The sequence below is a fragment of the Corticibacter populi genome (assembly GCF_004217315.1).
Classification (GTDB): Bacteria; Pseudomonadota; Gammaproteobacteria; order Burkholderiales; family Burkholderiaceae_C; genus Lampropedia; species Lampropedia populi.
This window is the reverse complement of sequence record NZ_SGWR01000004.1, coordinates 221,033-241,893: the sequence shown is the minus strand read 5'-3', so window position 1 is coordinate 241,893 and position 20,861 is coordinate 221,033. Positions and strand designations below refer to the sequence as shown.

Annotated in this window: 19 protein-coding genes and 1 tRNA gene; 10 read left to right on the top strand and 10 right to left on the bottom strand. The window is 62.2% G+C overall.

The window, feature by feature from the left end; all coding sequences use genetic code 11:
- Positions 1-249: 249 nt before the first annotated feature.
- Genes EV687_RS15175 through EV687_RS15140 form a run of 8 tightly spaced genes read left to right on the top strand, consistent with a single transcriptional unit; the run spans position 250 to position 7,170 of the window.
- Positions 250-1,197, top strand: coding sequence for an N-carbamoyl-D-amino-acid hydrolase (locus EV687_RS15175; RefSeq protein WP_122229464.1), 948 nt, complete (start codon positions 250-252; stop codon positions 1,195-1,197).
- On the top strand, positions 1,194-2,681 hold the full coding sequence (gene hydA / locus EV687_RS15170; protein ID WP_122229466.1) for a dihydropyrimidinase: 1,488 nt from the start codon (positions 1,194-1,196) through the stop codon (positions 2,679-2,681). Before EV687_RS15175 ends, hydA begins: the two co-directional genes overlap by 4 nt.
- Entirely contained in the window at positions 2,678-3,352 is a 675-nt protein-coding gene (locus EV687_RS15165; RefSeq protein ID WP_122229468.1) for an aspartate/glutamate racemase family protein, read from the top strand. The genes hydA and EV687_RS15165 overlap by 4 nt, the downstream gene beginning before the upstream one ends.
- On the top strand, positions 3,349-4,116 hold the full coding sequence (cuyB, locus tag EV687_RS15160; protein ID WP_122229470.1) for a cysteate racemase: 768 nt from the start codon (positions 3,349-3,351) through the stop codon (positions 4,114-4,116). The genes EV687_RS15165 and cuyB overlap by 4 nt, the downstream gene beginning before the upstream one ends.
- A 12-nt stretch (positions 4,117-4,128) precedes the next feature.
- Positions 4,129-4,968 carry a transporter substrate-binding domain-containing protein gene (locus EV687_RS15155; protein ID WP_122229472.1) on the top strand — a complete coding sequence of 280 codons (840 nt, stop codon included), beginning with the start codon at positions 4,129-4,131 and terminating at the stop codon, positions 4,966-4,968.
- A gap of 38 nt (positions 4,969-5,006) precedes the next feature.
- Positions 5,007-5,765: an amino acid ABC transporter ATP-binding protein gene (locus EV687_RS15150; RefSeq protein WP_122229474.1), complete on the top strand. Its 759-nt coding sequence runs from the start codon at positions 5,007-5,009 to the stop codon at positions 5,763-5,765.
- A 19-nt stretch (positions 5,766-5,784) separates the two neighbouring features.
- Entirely contained in the window at positions 5,785-6,465 is a 681-nt protein-coding gene (locus EV687_RS15145) for an amino acid ABC transporter permease (protein ID WP_122229476.1), read from the top strand.
- 18 nt (positions 6,466-6,483) lie between these two features.
- On the top strand, positions 6,484-7,170 hold the full coding sequence (locus tag EV687_RS15140; protein ID WP_122229478.1) for an amino acid ABC transporter permease: 687 nt from the start codon (positions 6,484-6,486) through the stop codon (positions 7,168-7,170).
- 96 nt (positions 7,171-7,266) lie between these two features.
- Here EV687_RS15140 and EV687_RS19435 read toward each other — a convergent pair whose 3' ends face one another.
- The 7 genes from EV687_RS19435 to EV687_RS15105 form a co-directional block, all read right to left on the bottom strand.
- Positions 7,267-7,503 carry an integrase core domain-containing protein gene (locus EV687_RS19435; RefSeq protein WP_423201103.1) on the bottom strand — a complete coding sequence of 79 codons (237 nt, stop codon included), beginning with the start codon at positions 7,501-7,503 and terminating at the stop codon, positions 7,267-7,269.
- A 194-nt stretch (positions 7,504-7,697) separates the two neighbouring features.
- Positions 7,698-7,773: transfer RNA gene (locus EV687_RS15130), tRNA-Lys, on the bottom strand.
- Between the two features lie 54 nt (positions 7,774-7,827).
- Entirely contained in the window at positions 7,828-8,610 is a 783-nt protein-coding gene (locus EV687_RS15125; protein ID WP_122229482.1) for a tRNA threonylcarbamoyladenosine dehydratase, read from the bottom strand.
- 123 nt (positions 8,611-8,733) lie between these two features.
- Positions 8,734-9,501 carry a tol-pal system protein YbgF gene (gene ybgF, locus EV687_RS15120; protein ID WP_122229484.1) on the bottom strand — a complete coding sequence of 256 codons (768 nt, stop codon included), beginning with the start codon at positions 9,499-9,501 and terminating at the stop codon, positions 8,734-8,736.
- A gap of 1 nt (position 9,502) precedes the next feature.
- Complete coding sequence (pal, locus tag EV687_RS15115; protein ID WP_423201096.1) at positions 9,503-10,009, bottom strand: peptidoglycan-associated lipoprotein Pal; 507 nt, start codon at positions 10,007-10,009, stop codon at positions 9,503-9,505.
- 108 nt (positions 10,010-10,117) lie between these two features.
- On the bottom strand, positions 10,118-11,398 hold the full coding sequence (gene tolB / locus EV687_RS15110) for a Tol-Pal system beta propeller repeat protein TolB (protein ID WP_122229915.1): 1,281 nt from the start codon (positions 11,396-11,398) through the stop codon (positions 10,118-10,120).
- Positions 11,399-11,902: 504 nt separating this feature from the next.
- Positions 11,903-12,886 (bottom strand): porin, encoded by a 984-nt coding sequence (locus EV687_RS15105; protein ID WP_162846612.1) that lies wholly within the window; start codon positions 12,884-12,886, stop codon positions 11,903-11,905.
- Between the two features lie 842 nt (positions 12,887-13,728).
- Between EV687_RS15105 and EV687_RS15100 the strand changes: the two genes are divergently transcribed.
- Entirely contained in the window at positions 13,729-14,961 is a 1,233-nt protein-coding gene (locus EV687_RS15100) for a multidrug effflux MFS transporter (protein ID WP_122229490.1), read from the top strand.
- A 30-nt stretch (positions 14,962-14,991) separates the two neighbouring features.
- Here the strand turns inward: EV687_RS15100 and EV687_RS15095 are convergent, their stop codons facing one another.
- The 3 genes from EV687_RS15095 to EV687_RS15085 are packed head-to-tail and all read right to left on the bottom strand — an operon-like array spanning position 14,992 to position 19,052.
- Complete coding sequence (locus EV687_RS15095) at positions 14,992-15,384, bottom strand: SirB2 family protein (RefSeq protein ID WP_122229917.1); 393 nt, start codon at positions 15,382-15,384, stop codon at positions 14,992-14,994.
- Positions 15,385-15,399: 15 nt separating this feature from the next.
- Positions 15,400-16,776, bottom strand: coding sequence for an NnrS family protein (locus EV687_RS15090; RefSeq protein ID WP_207226473.1), 1,377 nt, complete (start codon positions 16,774-16,776; stop codon positions 15,400-15,402).
- The gene (locus tag EV687_RS15085; RefSeq protein WP_122229919.1) at positions 16,773-19,052 is read right to left on the bottom strand and encodes a nitric-oxide reductase large subunit; all 2,280 of its coding nucleotides are present in this window, start codon (positions 19,050-19,052) and stop codon (positions 16,773-16,775) included. Before EV687_RS15085 ends, EV687_RS15090 begins: the two co-directional genes overlap by 4 nt.
- 160 nt (positions 19,053-19,212) lie before the next feature.
- Here EV687_RS15085 and norR point away from each other — a divergent pair, with 160 nt between their 5' ends.
- Positions 19,213-20,787, top strand: coding sequence for a nitric oxide reductase transcriptional regulator NorR (gene norR, locus EV687_RS15080; RefSeq protein ID WP_242612671.1), 1,575 nt, complete (start codon positions 19,213-19,215; stop codon positions 20,785-20,787).
- The last annotated feature ends 74 nt before the right edge of the window (positions 20,788-20,861 follow it).

Genomic DNA, 20,861 nt, shown 5'->3' with positions numbered 1-20,861 from the left:
TAGATTCGCGGGCGATGCTTCGCATAGTCCGGCCATGGAGATATCCCATCCTTGACTGAGCACAACTTCGGTGCCATCTGACGTGCATGGAGACCATAAATGCCCTTGTTTGGTGCGAAAAATGTTCGGATTCAGTGCATCCACTGCAGGTGTTAACAAAACGGCAATAGCTGGGAATAAAAGCGTTATCGATTTTTCTGTCCTGTTGCGCAATCATTCCTGCACCCCTAATTGATATGGAAACATGAGATGACTGGAAAGCGTAGCTTCGTGATGGCTGTGGCTCAGATGGGCGCAGTAAATCTGGATGACTCCCGAGCGTCGGTGGTGGCTCGTTTGGTGGAAATGCTGAAGGAGGGAAAAAATCGGGGCGCGCAGTTTGTCGTTTTCCCGGAGCTGGCGTTGACAACATTTTTTCCGCGTTACTGGATGGGAGATGCAGAAGCACAGGCGCGCTTTTTTGAGCAAACGCTGCCCAGTACGGAGACCAGTCCACTTTTTGATACCGCGCGCGATTTGGGTGTGGGGTTCTATCTTGGCTATGCCGAGCTCACGCCAGAAGGCACGCCCTACAACTCCGCAGTGATCGTGCGGCCTGATGGCAGCATCGCTGGCAAGTACCGCAAGATCCATTTGCCAGGTCACTCTGACCATAAGCCCGAGGCACCATTTCAGCATTTGGAGAAGAAGTACTTTGAAGTAGGTGATTTGGGTTTCAGGGTGCATAACGTGCCGCTAGGAGACACCGAAGTGCGCATGGGAATGTGCCTGTGCAATGACCGTCGCTGGCCAGAGACTTACCGCGTCATGGCACTGCAAAGCGCTGAGGTGGTGGTGCTGGGCTACAACACTCCGTCCTTGAACATCCACTGGAATGAGCCGGTGCATCTTCGCACGACCACGCATTTGATTTCTCTGCAAGCCAACGCCTATCAAAACGGTCTCTGGGTGGCTGCGGCAGCCAAGTGTGGCAGTGAGGACGGTCATCACATGATCGGCAGTTCGGTGATCGTCGCTCCTACAGGCGAGATCGTGGCACGCGCGGTATCGGAAGAAGATGAAGTAATTACCGCCAACGTGGACCTGTCGCTGGGTGAGATGTTCCGTGAACATGTGTTCAATTTCGCCAAGCATCGCCGGCCGGAGCATTACAAGCTGATCACGGAGCGCACCGGCGCTGGAGCACCGGTCAAATGAACGTCCCCCAATATGATCTGGTCATACGCGGCGGCCGCGTCGTGACACAAGGCCGCGTGGAGATGAGTGACGTTGGCGTATGCGACGGGCGCATAGCGCGCATTGCACCTCAGCTTGGCGCAGGAAAACGCGAAATCGACGCAAACGGGCATTGGGTACTGCCAGGCGGCATTGATAGCCACTGTCACGTCGAGCAGCGCTCCGGGATGGGCATGATGTGCGCGGACGACTTTTACAGCGCAACCGTTTCTGCGGCGTTTGGTGGTACGACCACGATCATTCCGTTCGCGGCGCAACATCGCAATGCAAGCATCCCGGAAGTTCTGGCTGACTACCACGCGCGGGCAGCCGAAAAAGCGGTGATCGACTATGGCTTTCATCTCATCGTGGCAAATCCAGATGAGGAGACCATGCAGACCGATTTGCCGCAGGCCATCCGTGATGGCATTACCTCGCTCAAAGTCTATATGACTTACGAGAAGATGCGCCTTGACGACTACCAGCTGCTGGATATTCTGGCACTGGCGCGGCACGAGCAAGCTCTGGTGATGCTGCACGCGGAGAATCACGACATGATCCGCTGGATCACGCAACGCCTGCTGGAGCAGGGGCACACAGCGCCCAAGTTCCATGGTGTGGCGCATGACCCAATCGCGGAAAGCGAAGCCACCAATCGCGCTATCGCGATGTCTCGCTTGCTGGACGTACCGGTGATGATCGTGCATGTTGCCGGAGCCGAGACGGTGCAGTTGCTGCGCGGCGCGCAGCGCCTGGGAGCCCGGGTTCTTGCCGAAAGCTGCCCACAGTACCTGTTCCTTGACGCCAAGGATATGGATCGTCCCGGGTTGGAGGGCGCCATGTTCTGCTGCTCGCCACCCGCACGCGACGCCGCGTCGCAGCAGGAAGTCTGGCGCGGCTTGCTCGATGGAACGCTGGCGACGTATTCCTCCGACCACGCCCCCTACCGCTTCGACGCTTCAGGCAAGCTTCCCAACGGCGATGCCACCACCTTCAAAGAGATGGCAAACGGTGTTCCAGGCATCGAATTGCGCATGCCATTGCTGTTCAGCGAAGGCGTGATGACGGGACGCATGGATATCCATCAATTCGTCGCATTGACGGCAGGCAACCACGCCGCGTTATATGGCCTGTCTGGCCGCAAGGGTGAACTGGTGGCAGGCGCCGATGCCGACATCGCCATTTGGGATCCAGAACGCCGCACCACGATCAAGGCCAGCATGCTGCACGACAACACTGGCTATACGCCCTACGAAGGGCGAACGATGCAGGGCTGGCCGACCACGGTCATCAACCGGGGCCGGGTAGTCGTTCAGGATGGGCAATTGCTGGTCGAGCGCGGCACCGGGCAGTTTCTGCGGCGCAGCAAACCGGAGTTGCCAAACGCATCCGCAGCAAATACGGCGGCTACGCATGTGCGTGGATCAGTACTCAAGGCGCTGCTGGAAGTGAGAGGTCCGCAATGAATGTGGTGCCGCGCATCCTGGCGCTCAACCCAAACAGCAGCGAGAGCGTCACGCAGTCGGTGGTGCATGCAATGCGTTGCGCCATGCCCGAGCGCATGGCTGAAATAGTCGGTGTTACTTGCAGCGATGGACCCGAGGGGATCGTGACACAAGCCGATTTTGAAGACGCAAGGCATCGCGTGGGCGCGCGCGTTGTCGGCAACTTTTTGGGTGCGTACGACGCTGCGGTCATCGCCTGTTTCAGCGATCCTGGCTTGGAGGCGGTCCGCAGCCAGTGTGCAATCCCCGTCATCGGCATGGGGGAGGCAGGCATGCGCTGCGCCCTGCAGGCGGGAGAGCGTGTTGGGGTGGTGGCTGTCGCAGATGCTGCGATTCCACGCCATCTTGCGTACTGGGAGCGCATAGGCATCGGACACCGCGTAGTGGGTGAACGTGCACTGAATATTTCGGTAGCCGCATCCGGTGATCACGTACAGGCCTTCGAGCGCATGCTTGCTGCCGGCAGGACACTGCGCGACAAGCTGCATGCTGATGCCATATTGCTTGGCTGCGCCGGCATGTCCGCATTGCGCGGGCAGCTTGAGTCGGCGCTTGATGTCCCGGTGATTGATCCTTGCGCGGCAGCCATTGTTGCTGCCATTGATGCCGTGAATGGGAAGGCCAAGCCATGAACGGTGCCCAAGCACCCCAATGTCTGGGCGTACTAGGAGGTATGGGCCCGTTGGCTGGCGCGCACTTTCTCAAACGGCTGATCGAAATGACGCCAGCTGGTTGTGATCAGGAGCACATTTCTGTGCTGCTGCGCAGTGATCCGAGAATTCCGGATCGCACCGCCGCCATGCTGCACGGCGGCAAAAGCCCTTTGCCGGACATGATGCAAGGGATCGCGTTACTGGTCGATGCAGGGGCCGATTGCATCGCAATTCCGTGCAACACCGCGCATCTGTGGTACCCGCAGCTGGCCGCCAACAGCCATGTACCGATTCTGCATATCGTCGATGCGGTGCTTGATGACTTGGCGAGTCAAGGAGTCGTTGATGGCCCCATTGGCCTACTTGCCACTCCGGCAACTTTGGCGCTGGATCTTTATCAGCCGGCCCTCAAAGCGCGCGGCTATGACGTTCTGGTGCCACAGAGCCAGTCTTTTGAAGACTGTGTGAGCGCGATCGAGCTGGTCAAAGCAAGCCGCACCAACGAGGCATTGGCACCGGCATCTCGTGCTGTCGCGTCGCTGGCAGAACAACACGCGCGTGCCGTGGTGCTGGCTTGTACCGAGCTGCCACTCGCGCTGCCGAACACGTGCCGTGATGCCTTTGACGTGGTGATTACCGACTCTGTCGACGCACTTGCGCGACGCGTGCTGGCGGTTTTCCGGCCTGATCTGCGTGCAGAAGCGCCCATCTCTCCCCCTCCCAGACCCTTAACCCTAGCTTAGAGGAACTAGCCCATGTCTCGCCTGACTCGATTCTTTGTTGCACCTATCACACTGGCTTGCCTGATTGGTAGCGCAATGGCCCAAACGCCACTGCGCACCGGCATTGATCCGAACTTCCCTCCGCATGCGTTTCCCAAGCTCAGTGGTGGTTACCAGGGCTTTAACGTCGAGCTCGGCGAGGAAATCGCCAGACGCCTCGGCCGTCCCCTGGAGATTGAAGGTGCACAGTACTCCGCCCTGATTCCTGCGCTGAATGCAGGCAAGTTCGATTTTCTGATGGCGCCAACAACAGTTTCTGCCGAGCGCGCCAAGACCGTCCTTCTGACCGAAGGCTACATGAACAACAATTTCACCATTGTGGTGAAGAAGAGTCGGAACGATCTGAACTCTCTCGAAGACTTCAGAGGCAAGACGCTGGCAGTCAACAAGGGCTCCGGCCCGGAAGAGTGGGCGCGTGCCCACCAAGAGCAGTATGGCTACGAAATTGCCGTGTATGGCACCAATGCGGATGCCGTACAGGCTGTGATCTCCGGACGCGCTGACGGCAACCTGGCAGGGCTGACGCCATCGGCCTGGGCGATCAAGAGCAACGGCTCGATCAAATCGACCGCTGTCATTGAAACAGGCTCGGTCTGGTCGATTCCTTTTCGCCTGGACGATAAGGCCGGTCGCGACCAAGTCAGCATGGTGCTCAAGTGCATGAAGAAAGATGGTTCCCTGGCTGCGCTCTACACCAAATGGTTTAACTCCGAGCCTTTGCCCAACTCCGCCACCATGGTCTCCCCGCCTGGCCATGGCGTCGAAGGCCTCAACGGCTATGACGCAACGCCCGTCGAGCTGAACTGCAACTAATCGCGCCCTGTAGCCCCAGATATTCACTGCCCGAACCGATGTCCGCAACTTCCTCTTCTTCGCTGCTGCAAGTGCGCCAGCTCTTCAAGCACTATGGGTCTAATGTCGTTCTGAAAGGGATTGACATGGACGTGCGAGCCGGCCAGCTGGTGTCCATCATCGGTCCTTCCGGCTCCGGCAAGAGCACGCTGCTGCGCTGCTGCAATCGCATGGAGAATGCGAGCAGCGGTCAGGTTCTTGTTGAGGGCAAGGACATCTATGACCCACGCTCGAATCTCAACAAACTGCGTGAGCGGGTGGGCATGGTGTTCCAAGCATTCAACCTTTATCCACACTTGACGGTGCTGAGTAACGTTGCCCTTGCGCTCACCAAGGTGAAGAAGATGCCGCGCGCCCAAGCCGAAAAAGTCGCCATCGATGCGCTTAGAAAAGTCGGGATGGAGCACAAGGCCGATGCGCGCCCCGCGCAGCTCTCGGGCGGGCAGCAGCAGCGCGTGGGCATCGCGCGCTCCATAGCGATGCGACCGGCCTTGGTACTTTTTGATGAACCGACCAGTGCGCTAGATCCGGAGATGGTGGGGGGCGTGTTGGAAGTCATGCGAGAGCTGCGCAACGATGGGATGACGATGGTGGTCGTGACGCATGAGATGGGCTTTGCGAAGGCGGCCTCTGACCATGTGGTGTTCATGGAAGATGGCGTCATCGTCGAGCAAGGCCATCCAGACCAGGTTTTTGGCAGTCCGGCACAAGCGCGCACAGCGGCGTTTGTCGGGGGCATCGGCGAACGCCGTATCTAAACCCCGGCGAGGCCTGCTCATGCAACTTGATCAACTCGTTTTCACATTCTTCAACGCGGACGTTGCGCGCCAGTATCTGCCGCAAATCCTGCGCGGCGCCATGGTCACCATTGAGCTAGGGGCGGCCATCGTCGTTGCCGGGCTTGCTCTGGGTCTGCTGCTGGCTTATCTGCGGACCTTTCCCTCGCGCACATTGCGCCTGGCGATCAGAATGTCGGTAGACATTCTGCGGGCGCTACCGCCCTTGGTATTGATCATTCTTTTCTACTATGCGATGCCGTTTGTTGGCATCTCGATGAGTGCGTTCGTGGCAACCTGGCTGGCCTTGACTCTGGTGCTGGCAGCGTTCTCGGAGGAAGTCTACTGGGCTGGCATCCAGGCGCAGCCTCCTGGCATTCAAGAAGCGGCGCGCTCGACAGGCCTGTCACACACGCAGACGATGCTTTACGTCACATTGCCTCAGGCCTGCCGCCTGATGGTTGCTCCGCTGACCAATCGTGTGATCGCCATCACCAAGGGCACAGCCTACGGTTCGGTGGCAGCCCTGAATGAGATTCTGAACGAAGCGACCTCCGCCACGAGCTTCGCCGGCAACCCAACACCGCTGATGCTGGGAGCCCTCGGTTATCTCATGATTTTTCTTCCCGTGGTAATCGCGGGCCGATACATCGAACGCCGCCATGGCGCAGGTATGCACTGAAGCTGAAGAACGGGCACCATGAACAACATCATTCAAACGTTCTTCAACATCGACGTGCTTAAAGAAGTTACGCCGTATGTCATCAACGGCCTGTGGACCACGCTGGCGCTGTCACTGTGGGTGATTCCACTTGGCCTGGCAAGTGGCTTGCTGCTTGCTGTGGCCGGCTTCGTCTCCAAAAGTCGCTTGGTACGCGGTGTGCTGGTGGTTTACATCGATTTTTTCCGGGCATTCCCGCCGCTGGTGCTGTTGATCTTTCTCTACACCGGCCTGCCTTACCTGGGCGTTGAGCTGTCGCCGCTTGGCTGCGTTGCCGTCGGCTTCATGCTCAACAACTCGAGTTACTTCGGTGAGATTTTTCGCGCCGGTCTCGAGAGCGTTGCGCCCGGTCAGCGGGAAGCAGCCCGATCCACAGGGATGAGCCGCCTGCAGAGCCTGATCTGGGTGGAAATTCCTCAGGCCTTGCGCAACGTGTTCCCCGATCTGGTGAGCAACATGATCGAGGTCGTCAAGCTCACCACGCTCGCGAGCGTTGTCTCGGTCCCAGACATGCTCTATGCGGCGCGTACCGCACAGTCGATGCTCTACAACCCCACGCCCATCGTGTTGGCTGCAGCGATCTATTTGACGCTGTTGTGGCCGCTGGTGATTTTTCTCGGCCACCTCGAGAAGCGGCGCAGCATTGTGAATCGTCCGGGGTTTTGAGCAGGATCTTTTGACTTGACGGCTTCAACCATACCAGTGGTGAGATAGCGAACCCAAGGTTTTCTAGACCTTCTGACATCACCAGCGCAGGCGATGTCAGGAGGCGAAGCTCGCGCGCGGGGTGTGCCACAGTGAACTGTGGGGACGCACATCGTTGAAATCGTGCTGCCTTTGGGCGATCTCCTGATGTGTCTGTACCAATGTTTCGAACGATTGTCCGTCCAAACACTCCTGTCGAAGCTTGCTGATGAAGCGCTCGATGCAGGCGCTCTGCAGCGCACCGCCTGCATCGATGGCGATAGATGATGCCGAACGCTGCGTGCGGCAACCCACCGCATGAAATCCCGGCAGGTGAGCGCTGGCTGGGTCCTGCTGTATAGAGAAACCGTTACCGCGCAACCTTGCTCTTGGGATACAGGTTTCGTGGAGATTCTGCTTTCCGTCGGCTACACAGCGGCTACATGGAGCGGGTCGCAAAAAAACACTCAACGCTTTCACGTCAAGTGTTTGATTTTACTACTGTTCTTTGGTGGGTCCTGCGGGATTCGAACCCGCGACCAACGGATTAAAAGTCCGCTGCTCTACCAGCTGAGCTAAAGACCCGACGCTGCCGCAACTCAATGATCAGAATTGCGTGAAGCCGCGCATTATAGCAGCTTATCGGCGCGGCTCTGGCGCCAGTGCCAAGCGATTCAGAATCCAGCCGGCGGCAACCATGCCAAAGGTGGCGGTCACGGCCACCGATGAGCCGTAGCCCGCGCAGTTCAGGCTGCCCTCCTGCTGGGTGGCGGCGCAACTGGCATCGGCCTGGCGCACGGCCTCCCTGCTAAAGACGCAGGGCACATGCATGCGTGCGCCCTGGCTTGGAAAGCCATGGTAGCGGCGCAGGCGGTAGCGCAGTTGCGCCAGCAAAGGGTCATGGGAGAGCAGGCCGAGGTCCTGTACCTCCACCTGCTCGGCGTGGGTGCGGCCGCCTGCCGCGCCCACGGTGATGAAGGGTCGCTTCAGCGCCACCATGGCGCTAGCAATGGCGGCCTTGGCGCGTACTTGGTCGCAGGCATCAACAACCGCATCAATCCCATCGCCGCCCAGCAAGTGCTGCACATTGTCTTCCTCGACAAAATCCTCTATGCCCTGAACCTCGCAACCGGGATGGATCAGAGCAATGCGCTGCTGCATGGCCAGCACCTTGGGCATGCCGATGCTCTCGGTATGGGCATGGATCTGACGGTTGATGTTCGACTCGGCCACATTGTCCAGATCGACCAGCGTCAACGCGCCAATGCCACTGCGCGCCAATGCCTCGGCCACCCAGGATCCAACACCGCCAATGCCCACCACGGCGACGCGAGCCTGCGCAATGCGAGCTGCTCCTTCGACGCCATAAAGGCGCTGCATGCCGCCAAAACGGCGTTGGGCATGGGTTTCGTTGGATGGCATGGGGTTGCTTCAATCGGGCTGTTGCTGCAAACGCGTCAGAGGATGGACAAAAAGAAAAACCAACGGCCATTCGCACGTGGCGATGGCCGCTGGTTCTGGCTCTGGCTCAGTTCCGATTAATCATCAGCGCAGGCGCGCCAGCCGCTCACGGGCTGAGCCTGCCGCATCCGAATTCGGATAGACGTTGATCAGATTCTGCAGGGTCTGCTTGGCCGCCGTCACGTTCTTGAGTTCGATCTGGCTATTGGCGATCGACAGCGCCGCCTCGGGCGCGCGCTCGTGCTGCGGCGCCTGGCGCAGCATGGCATTGAAGGTGTCGATAGCCTGCTGGTACTGGCGCGTGGCGTAGTAGGAATTGCCCAACCAGAAGCGCGCCGATGGCGCATAGCCACTTTGCGGGTAATCTTTCAAGAACCCGGTGAAGGCATCCCGCGATCTGGCGTAGTCACCATTGCGCAACAGATCGAGCGCAGCCTCATAAGCTTGCTGCTCGGCGGGCTGCGCGGAGAACTCGGCACCATCGACCTGCACCTGTGCTGGCTCGAACTGCTTGAGGCGGCCATCGACCCCATCGCGGAACTGCTGGAGCTCGCGGGTCAGTTCTTCCTTCTCACCGCGCAGCGAGGCGATCTCGCTGCGCAGGCTGCTGATCTGGCTTTGCAGCTCCAGCAGGCTGGAGCGCATTTGCTGGATTTCGGAGGAATGGTTCTGATCCACGAGCTGCAACTGATCGACCCGACCGCGCAACTCCAGAATGGCGCGCCTGGCATCACCATCCTCGAACAAGGCGTGTGCTGCGCCCGGCAGAAGCAGGCTGGCGCTTGCCGCCACGGTCAGCAAACCCTTGCGGGAAGAACGGAGGAATGGCAGTGCGGGTCGTTGCATGGTCATATCAGTTGTTGTAGCGGATCTCTACGCGACGGTTCTGCGCGTAGGCATCTTCGTTGAAGCCCTGGACCTTGGGCTTCTCCTTGCCATAGCTGATGGCCTCGACCTGGCCGGCCGGCACACCCAGCAGGTCCAGTGCCTGGCGCACCGCCTCGGCACGCTTCTGGCCCAGTGCCAAATTATATTCACGACCACCGCGTTCGTCGGTATGGCCTTCCAGCGTCACCGTGCGGCTGCGGTTGGCGCGCAGGAAATCCGCATGGGACTGCAGCGTGGCCTGATACTCGGGCTTGATGGCGTAACTGTCGAAATCGAAGTACAGGGTATGGGCGACGTTGGCCGGGCCCTCGCCTTCGATGTTCGACGTCGTCAGGTCAATGCCCGAGATCGTGCTCTGACCAGCACCGCTGGATGGATCATAGGCGGCCGTACCAGTCGTCCCGGCATTGGCCTGGTCGTCGAGCTTGACCTTGGAAGAACAGCCTGCCAGCACGATGGCTGTCACAAGCATGGAATAGGAAAGCGCCTTTTTCAACATCACGAACTCCTCAAACCGCTAACTAGCGTAAAAGAAAACCTCAAAAAAATGGACATGTGCGCCTGCACCGGCATGGGGTGCTCAGCGCTGGATCGGACCCCAGTCCGGCTCACGGATCTCTCCGCCCTGGCCGGACAATTTGACCTTGTGGCGTCCGTCGAGCGTCGTGGTCACCAGCACACTGCGGCCGCCTTCGCGGGTGGCGTAGAGGATCAGCCGGCTGTTGGGCGCAAAACTCGGGCTTTCGTCGGCCGAGGTGTTCGTCAGGGCTGTCACCGTGCCGGAAGCCAGGTCCATCAGATGCAGCTGGTAGCCGCCACCGGTGCGCGAGATATAGGCCAAGTAAGCCCCATCGGGACTGAGTGCCGGCGAGATGTTGTAGCTGCCACTGAAAGTCACGCGCTGCGCGCCGCCACCGCTGCTGGGCACACGGTAAATCTGCGGCGAGCCACCCCGGTCACTGACGAAGTAGATGAACTGGCCATCAGACGAGAAACAAGGCTCGGTATCGATGCCACCACTTTGCATGATGCGCGCCGGCTCGCCGCCGGTGGCCGCGATGGTGTAGAGCTGTGAACTGCCATCGCGCGTAAGAGTCACCGCCAAGCGGCGCCCATCGGGAGACCAGGTCGGAGCGCTGTTGGAACCGCGGAAATTGGCAACCAGCCGGCGCTGGCCGGTCGCCACCTCGTGCACATAGACCACGGGCTTGCGCGACTCGAACGACACGTAGGCGAGCTGTGCACCATTGGGCGACCAGGCGGGGGAAATGATCGGTTCGGGGCTGGTCAGCGCCGCCTGCGCATTCTCGCCATCGGCATCCGAGACCCACAGCGAATAGCGCTGCCCCTTGGTCACATAGGCCAGACGAGTCGAGAACACGCCCGGCTCACCCGTGACCTTCTCGTAAATGAAGTCGGCAATGCGGTGCGCCGCGAGCCGCAGGTCTGCGGCCGGAACCACATAACTCTGACCACCCAGGTCTTCGCCACGCACCACATCCCACAGGCGGAAACGTACATCGAAGCGGCCATCAGCCGTGCGGTTGATGCTGCCGGTATTGAGCCATTCAGCGGCACGCTGGCGCCACACAGCCAGATCCGGACGGGACAGCTCATCGAGTGCCACGCCGCTGGCATCGACGCCGCGAAACACGCCGCTGCGCTCCAAGTCAGCCCGTACGATCGCGGAGATCTTCTGCGGCGCCTGCACCTCGCCCTTGAACGGCACGTTCGCGATCGGATACTGCCGCCCTTCGAAGCCGGAGATCTCCACCCGCAAACCCTGCGCCAGGGCCGCGGGCACCGCACCTGCAGCCAGCAATGCGCCCAACGCGCCGCGACGCGTGGCGCGCCAATCCATACCATCCGTACCGCAACCGGTCACCGATGCGCCGGTATCAACACCCAGAAAATCCTGTTTGGTCATGCACAAATCCAATGTCTGAACGCACTCACGCGATGCCTGATTGATTATTCGCCAAAAAACAATTCCGTTCGACTGACGTTTTCGAAGATGGTTTCAGATTGTGCATCAGTGGTAGCCACGCAACAGGGATTTACATGCGGTGCTCAAGGATTTTCATGCCCGACATGTTGCCAGAGCGTTTGTGAAGACGCGCGAGCCATGCTACCGGTTGACACGTGTTGCAACATTTTCTCGTCGACTCCGCGGCATTGCCGATTCACGAACCAGACGTCGTGTGAAACATCACCCGGATGCCTCTGTGTGGACCGGGCCGAATAGGCATGCAGCGCAGTGCCGACGACCCGCTGCAGACACAGCAGACGAAAAAAAGCGCCACCTTGACGGTGGCGCTTTGTCTGCTAAGCAGTATGGCTAGTTGCTGGTGCAACTACACACGGATTAGAAGTTGTGGCGAATGCCCAGGCCGAAGTTGTCCTTGCCCCAGTCGCTCGGACGAGCGTTCAGGCCGTTCTTGCCCGTAGACTTTTCGTTGTAGCCATAGACACCATACACGAAGGTGCGCTTGGACAGGGCGTACTTGGCTTCAACCACTGCGTCGGTGGTGTCCGACTTGTCTTCGTAAGCGACTTCCAGACCCAGGCTGAAAGCACCGAACGGCACGCTGGCACCCAGGCTGAAGCCCTTGTAGTCTTGGCCGCTGAAGCCAGAGCGTTCGTAGAACGTGCCGTCATGGTAGGAACCGGCGACCTTGAACGAACCGAAGTCGTAGCTCACGCCCAGATCCAGACCATTGGCATCGGTACCGGAGCCGTTGACGTCATCGGCGTCAGCGTAGTTGATGGCAGCAGCCAGAGGGCCGTTCTTGTAGATCAAAGCCAGTTCGTACTTGGCGTTGTTGCCATCACGGTTGTCTTCGAAGATGTAAGCGGCTTGACCAGTGAAACCACCGAACGAAGGGGTGATGTACAGCAGTTGGGCATCGTTACGCGAGCCAGAACCGGCGTAGCCGAACTGGTTGGCAACCACGGAGTAGTTGGGGTCACCCAGAACTTCCCAAGCGCCACGAGCATGGTTGGCAGGCGAAGTGCTGCGGCCAGCGCGGATAGAACCGAAGTCGCCACTCAGGGCCACCCAGGCGGCGCGGGCATAGCCAGACGAAGCGCTACCGTTGGCGAGGTTGACAGCTTGCTCGAAGTTGAAGGAAGCCTTCAGGCCATTACCCAGGTCTTCCACACCGCGGAAACCGAGACGGCTGGTGCCGTTGTTCAGGGCTTCGCTGGCGAATGCGCGGGCTTGGCTGTCGTTGTTCTTGGTTTGGTAACCAACAGCGACGTCAGCAACACCATACAGGGTCACGGAAGATTGGGCCAGGGCAGCGCCAGAAGCTGCAACAGCGGCCAGAGCGATCAGAGATTTTTTCATTGCGGATACTCCAAGGTTAAACATAGGGCTCCGGTACGGGGGGTCTTGGGTCATTGCTGCACCAGCTGATAGTCCCGCCGGTTCCCCGAGCCAACCTCCTGGTGGGGAAGTTAGGTTGTATTCCAACAGACCCTCCTGACGATGGCAAAGAGTATTTGCAATCGGACAGGGATTCCACGCGATTTCGTTGCGGGTGCACAACAACGGCCAGATCCCGGCCCACTGGCATTGCCGCGATCACTGCATCCTCCTGCCATTGCAAGGGTTTGCATCACGCTGTGAGAACCTGTTCACGATCTTTTCGCGGGCCGCGTCTCCCTCGCAGGCGATGCGATGCAAGGCGCAAACCACCGTCGGGCCGGTGGCTCGGCGAGGATTTGTCACACCGCAGCGCGCGCTTGCCAGAGCAACCCGAAGGGCAGGAGGTCAAAAATGCATCGGGCGGCGTTGCCCACTGCATTTTTGACCCCCTGCGTGGCCCAAGAAAAGATCGTGAACAGGTTCTGACAGCAGTGACTCACACCATGCATCCGCAGATTCATGCCTCCGCAAGCCTGATCCGTACCCGATGTGCATGGGATACGGAGGGTTCCAACCATGGCAGACAGTCCAGACTCCGGCAGCCAGTGCTGCCAAAGAGACAAACTCCTTTCCCGCGCCTCGGGCACAATGGCGCCTTCCCGCATGGGAGAGCCTCCTGCCCGCGGAATAGCCATGCTCCATGGAGCATGGTCCGTTCCCATGCCAGCGGGAAACCGCCAACGCCCTCCCATGGCCAGGCACCCACACCCCCGCAATCGTCGTACCCATGGCCGCGGCGAGCGCTTATCTGTCGTTTCTGAATGTCCCCTCCGCACAACCAGATCCAGTGGAGTGGCCCAAGCTGGGCGCTGCCGGCTTTGCTGGCACTGCTGAGCGTGCTGGGCCCCTTCTCGATCGACACCTTTCTGCCGGCGTTCTCCGGTATCGCGCAGTCGCTCTCAGCCTCTCCGGTGCAGATGCAGCAGACGCTCTCGGCCTATCTGCTGGCATTCGCCTTCATGAACCTGTTCCATGGCGCGCTGGCCGACAGCTACGGACGCCGCCCGGTGGTGCTGGTGGGCGTGGCAGTGTTCGCGCTCGCCTCGGTGGGCTGCGCGATGGCGCAGTCCATCGAGCAGCTCATCGCGTTCCGGGCCGTGCAGGGTCTCTCCGCCGGCGCCAGCATGGTGGTCTCTCGCGCCATCATCCGGGATTTGTTCCCGCCCGCCCAGGCGCAGCGGGTGATGAGCCATGTGACGCTGTATTTCGGCCTCGCGCCGGCGATTGCGCCGGTGATCGGCGGCTGGCTGTTCGCGCTGCTGGGCTGGCACAGCATCTTCTGGTTCATGGCGCTGCTCGGCGGCGGGCTCTGGCTGCTCAACCTGATCTACCTGCCCGAGACGCTGCCTCGCAGCGAGCGCCAGCCATTCCGGCCAAAACCCCTGCTGCAGGGCTATCTGGCGCTCGGCGGCAGCGCCCGCTTCGTGCTTCTGGCGCTGGCCAGCGGCATTCCCTTCAACGGCATGTTCGTCTACATCCTGGCCGCGCCGGAGTTTCTGGGCACCCACCTGGGCCTGGCGCCCACGCAGTTCTTCTGGCTGTTCTTCTGCACCATCGGCGGCATCATGAGCGGCGCCGTGCTCAGCGGCCGCATGGCTGGCAGGGTGCCGCTGAAATGGCAGATTCGCCATGGCTTCGTGCTGATGGCAGTGGCAACGCTGATCAACCTGACGGCCACGGCGTTTCTCACGCCCAAGGTGTGGCTCTCCATCCTGCCGCTGGGGCTCTATTCGATAGGCTGGGCAGTGATGATGCCGGTGGTGACCATCCTGGTACTGGACCTGAACCCGCTGCGCCGCGGCATGGCCTCGTCGATGCAGGCTTGCGTTGCCTCGGCAGCCAATGGCTTGGTGGCCGGTCTGGTGGTGCCGCTGGTGATGCACTCGACCATGCTGCTGGCACTGGCGTCGGCCAGCTTCATGCTGGTGGGGTTGGCGGCCTGGCTGTACCTGCACTGGCGCTGGCCAGCGATCGGCCGATTCGCATCGAACTGAAGGCGTCGGCCATTCCTGCCGAGGCAACGCTCACAACATCACCAGCCAACCCAGCGGATGGTGCGCGCGGGCGATCCCGTAGATCTGCGCAAACACCAGAAGCGCCAAGACCAGCAACAGCGCCCGCATGCCGCGCCGGCGCGTGCGCAGCGCCGCAAACCCCAGCCCGATGTAGAACGGCAGCAGCACCAGCTTGGCCAGCAGCCAGCCATTGGCGAAATAGCCCGCCGGCAGCATGGTCACCAGCGTGAAAGCGGCCAGCAGCAGCGCGGTGTCGACCGCATAACTGAGCGCACGCACGCTGCGCCGGCGCGGCCAGGCCATGCCCAGCAGCAGCGCGCCGCCACGCAACGCGAACAGCGCACCACTGAGCAGTGCCAGGCCCATGTGCGCATGCTTGATGAGCAGGTAATGCGCGATCATCGTCATCGTCCCCCGTCAACCCGGCTTGCCATCGACACGCGGCCGCAGGTACATGCTGCCAATGCGCGCCACCCAGGGCGCCAACGCCAGCAGCCAGCCCAGAGCCGCAGATACCAGCCAGACATGCGGGTCCGGCGCCAGTTCGGCGCCGATGCGCAGCACTGCCACCAGCTGGATGCCGATAAAGGCGAACCATGCCACCCATGGCATATAGAGCCGTCCCCCCGAGTGCCCCTGCGTGACGCGCGTGACCATGGCCACCAGCAGGCTGCCGAACAAGCCGATGAAGAGCGCATGCGCCGGTGCGCGGCCCAGCAACAGCGTGCCATGCGCCGCATAGCACCAGCTTTGCAGCAGGAGCAATACGAACGTGACGGGCCACCACAGCAGGCCGATGAAAAGCACCTTCAACAAACCAGGTGCCACGCGGCGCGGCCACCATTTCCAGAGCGTGAGCAACGCCAGTGCCAGCATGGCGGCATCGGGCAGCCGTCGCCAAGCCAGCCAGGCGGGCCTGCCGGCGAGCTCAGGAACGAGGTGTGCCAGCGCCAGCAGCCACACCGCCGCCAGCCACCAGAGGGGGCGCCAGGGCACATAGCCGGGCACGACGTTGCCGGCAAAGAACGGAAACATGCGATGCGCCACCGACAGGTACACCGGCAGCAGCAGACCGAAGGCGCCAACCTTCAGACTGGCCTGCACCCAGACCGGGTGTCCGAGCCACAGGCCTGCAGCGAACACGGCGATGGCCAGCCAGCCCAGCAGCATGGCGGCGAAACAGGAGCGCGCATGCCAGTTGATCTGCCCGGCCTCGCGCAGCCAGCGCCCCAGCCAGACCAGACCCGTGCCCCAGCCCAGCAGCGTGGCGGCCAGCCCCAGGGCGATCAGCGCGCCGGCACCCGGCAGGCCCGCGGCGCCGAGCAGCACCAGCGCCTGGCCACCGAACATGCCCAGGCCGACCGGCAGGTACTGCCAGGGCCGCAACTCCTGCAACCCCATCCAGCGCGGAAACACGGTGAGCAGAAAGCCGAAGAAGAAACTGGGCAGAACCTGGAATTGCATGGTGAAGGCATGCAGCCAGCCGGGCGGCTGGGGCGTCATTGGAAGCGGCAGCACGGCTGGCCAGCGTGCCGCCGCCAGCCACCAGCTCCACCACAACATGGCCAACAGCAGGTTGGCAGCGCCGACGAAGAACATCAACCGGTGGGGCGCGGCGCCCAGCCAGCGCAGCGCCCAGGCCCTGCGTTCGCGCCCCCCGGGCTCCTCGATCGAATGGAGGATCGGGTCTTGCGCGGCCATCACCACCGGCAGGGGCAGTGGCCGCCCGCGACGCCATGCTCCATCAGGGACGGACGGCTGCGGCAAGGACTTCTTGTGCCTGTTCACGTTCATCCATGCGCCTCAGGAGCCGGAACCGGATCAAGGCTTGCCGGTGCCTTGCTCCAAAGCGCCAGTACCACCTGCCAGCCGATCGACAGCGCGCCGGCAATGAACACCAGGTCGCCCAAGGTGCGCACCCAGCGCAGCGTCTGCAGCAGCGGCATCTGCATGAATGCCTCGCTGCGCGCATACCAAAGACCTTCGCTGACACTGGCATGGAACTGGAACAGGCCGATCGGCAGCAGGCTGGTGGCGATCATCAGCACCAGGCCGGCATTCATGCACCAGAAGGCGGTTCTCATCAGCTTGTCGTTCAACACGGATTGGGGCCGCAGGTAGCGCAGCACCAGCAGTGTAAAGCCCAGTGCCAGGAAGCCATAGACCCCGAACAGCGCGGCATGGGCGTGCACCGGCGTGGTGTTCAGGCCCTGGAGGTAATAGAGCGAGATCGGCGGATTGATCATGAAGCCGAACACGCCAGCGCCCAGCATGTTCCAGAACGCCACGGCGACAAAACACATCAGCGGCCAGCGCAGCCGCTGCATCCAGACGGCGCGGCGCTGCAGGCTCCAGTTCTCCCAGGCTTCGTGACCCAGCACGATCAACGGCACCACTTCAAGCGCGCTGAACGAAGCACCTACCGCCATCACCGGCGTGGTGGTGCCGGCAAAGTACAGGTGGTGGAAGGTGCCGGGAATGCCGCCGAGCATGAAGAGCGAGGCCGAGGCCAGGCTGGCGGCCGTGGCCATGCGGTAGGACACCAGCCCCAGCGTGGAGAACACGAAGGCCAGCGCGGTGGTTGCGAACACTTCGAAGAAGCCCTCGACCCACAGGTGCACCACCCACCAGCGCCAGTACTCCATCACCGAGATGTGGGTACGCTCGCCGTAGAAGAGCCCCGAGGCGTAGAACAGCCCGACAGCAACCACCGCGAAGCTCAGCAGCGCCAGCAGGTTCTTGTCGGTGCCCTTGACCTTGAAAGCCGGCAGGATGCCGCGCAGCATCAGCACCAGCCACAGCAGCAGTCCGATGAAGAGCGCGATCTGCCAGAGGCGGCCCAGATCGATGTACTCATAGCCCTGATGGCCCAGCCAGAAGTTCAGGTGCGCGGGCATGATCTGCGCGATCGCCAGCCAGTTGCCGGCGAACGAGCCGACCACCACCACGATCAATGCCCAGAACAGCACCTCGACACCCAGTTTCTGGAACTTCGGGTCCTTGTTGCCATTGAGCACCGGCGCGAAGTACAGGCCAAAGGCCAGGAAGCCGGTGGCAATCCAGAAGATCGCCGCCTGGATGTGCCAGGTGCGCACCAGCGCATACGGAAACCACTGCGAGACGTCCACGCCGTAGAAATGCTGGCCCTCGACGGTGTAATGCGCCGTGAAACCGCCCAGCAGCACCTGGAAGGCGAACAAGGCCACCACCACGAACAGATACTTGCCCAGCGCGCGTTGTGATGGCGTCAGCGGCGCGCGGGAGAGCGGATCCTGCGCGGCCGGAGCCGGCAGCGCATCGTCATGCCTGCCAAGGAAGGCCCAGGCCCAGACCAGCAGGCCGATGCCGGCCAGCAGCAGCACCACGCTGACGATGGACCAGATGATGTTCTCGGACGTGGGCACGTTGCCGATCAGCGGCTCATGCGGCCAGTTGTTGGTATAGGTGGCCTCGGTGCCGGGGCGGTTGGTGGCCGCTGCCCAGGCGGTCCAAAAGAAGAACTGCGTCAGGTCCTGGCGGCGCATCTGGCTCGGCAAGGTATTTTCCTTCATCGCGAAATGGGCACGGCTTGGCTGCAACTCGGGCGCATCGGAGAACAACCGGCTGTAGTAGTCAGCCGTCTGTGCCATGGCCCGGGCGCGGCGCGGCGAGACGGTGAGTACGCCCTGCGCATCGATGCCATTGGCGCGGTACTCCGCCTGCAATTGCGCCCGCAGCATGGCCTGCCGCGACGCATCCAGCGCGGCATAGGGCTGGCCATGCAGTTGCCCGGCGGCCAGGTCCAGCCAGGCCAGCAGCTCGCGATGCAGCCAGTCGGCCGTCCAGTCCGGCGCCTGGTAGGCGCCGTGGCCCCAGATCGAGCCCAGCTGCATGCCGCCCACGGACTGCCAGGCGGTCTGGCCGTCGAGGATGCCGTCCCGGCTGAACAACAGGCGGCCATCGGCCGTCTGCACCTGTTGCGGAATCGGCGGTGCACTGCGGTACACCTCGGCGCCATAGAAGCCCAGTATTCCGAACGTGACGGCCAGTACGCCGATCAGCGTGAACCAGAGTTTGCGGTAGTGCCCCATGGTGGTTTCCTTTTTTCCTGTCTGCATGTCGATACAGCCCAGGAAGTGCAAGCCATGTGCCAGCCGTCGCACCCTTATACCTCAACGACTTGAATACACTCATGGTATAAAAGACCTGATTCATTGAGGTAATTTTCACCATTTGATGGTCATTCAAACCATGAACACGCTGCTCCAATCCCTGTTGGATGATCTGATCGGGGAACTGCCAGCCGCCGTGCGCCTGCAGCGCCTGGTCGACGCGCTGCAGGCGCACTTTCGCTGCGGTGCGGTGGCCCTGCTGAAGCTGGAGCAGGACCACCTGCGGCCGGTGGCGGTGGCGGGCCTGGTCGGCGACGCGCTGGGGCGACGCTTTGCCGCTGGCGAGCACCCGCGACTGGCGGCCATCCTGGCGCGCCGGGGCACCACCTGCTTTCACCACGACAGCCTGCTGCCCGATCCCTATGACGGTTTGATCGAAGGACATGCCGGCGAGCCGCTGGCCGTGCATGACTGCATGGGCATTGCACTGCAGGTGGACGGCGAGGCATGGGGCGCGCTGACACTGGACGCGCTGCAGATCGGCACCTTCGATGCGGCTGCGCAGACCGCGCTGGAACACCTCGCCCGGGTGGTGGAAGTGGCTGTGCGCGTCGGCCGGCTCGAGGGCGAGGCACGCGCGCTGCGCGGCACCACTGCCGCCCCGGCCGGGCCGGCCGATGGCGCGCACGACAGCGCCGAAATCCTCGGGCAGAGCCCGCTCGTCACCGAACTGCTGCACGAACTGGCGGTGGTGGCCGACGCCGAACTGCCGGTGCTGCTGCTGGGCGAGACCGGTGTGGGCAAAGAGCTGTTTGCGCACCGCCTGCACCAGCTCTCGCGCCACCGCGACAAGCCGCTGGTGCATGTGAACTGCGCCGCGCTGCCCGAATCGCTGGCCGAGAGCGAACTGTTCGGCCATGCCAGGGGCGCGTTCTCGGGGGCCACCAGCGCACGGCCCGGCCGCTTCGAAGCGGCCAACGGCGGCACGCTGTTCCTCGACGAGGTCGGCGAACTGCCTCTGGTGGTGCAGGCCAAGCTGCTACGCACGCTGCAAAGCGGCGAGATCCAGCGCCTGGGCGAAGACCGGCCGCGCCGCGTACGGGTGCGCATCATCGCCGCGACCAACCGCAACCTGCGCGAGCAGGTCAGAAGCGGCCTTTTCCGCGCCGACCTCTACCACCGGCTCTCGGTCTACCCGGTGCCCATCCCACCGCTGCGCGAGCGCGGCCGCGACATCCTGCTGCTGGCCGGGCGCTTTCTGGAACTCAACCGTGCGCGGCTGGGCCTGCGCAGCCTGCGCCTGAGTCCACAGGCCGAACAGGCCCTGCTGGCCTACCCATGGCCCGGCAATGTGCGCGAGCTCGAACACGTCATCAGCCGCGCCGCCCTCAAGGCCCTGAGCCGCGGCGCCCGGCGCACCGACATCGTCTCGCTGCAGGCGGAATGGATGGACCTTGAACCGGGGCTGGCCGCCCCGCAAGGCGGCCATCACGCGGCGCCGGACCATCATGGCGCCGGCCCCTCCCCTGCCCCGTCGCCCTTGACCGCGCCGATTGTCCCGCTGCGCCAGGGCGTCGCGGCGTGCCAGCGCCAGGCCATCACGGCCGCGCTGGCCGCCAGCGGCGGCAACTGGGCCGAGGCGGCGCGCAGCCTGCAGCTCGACGCCAGCAATCTGCACAAGCTGGCCAGGCGGCTGGGCCTCAAGACCGCCTGATTCGCCGCCCCGGCAGAGGCCGGCAACAGAAAAGCCGGCGAGCCCGCGGCTCCTCGCCGCGGACCTGCCGGCTC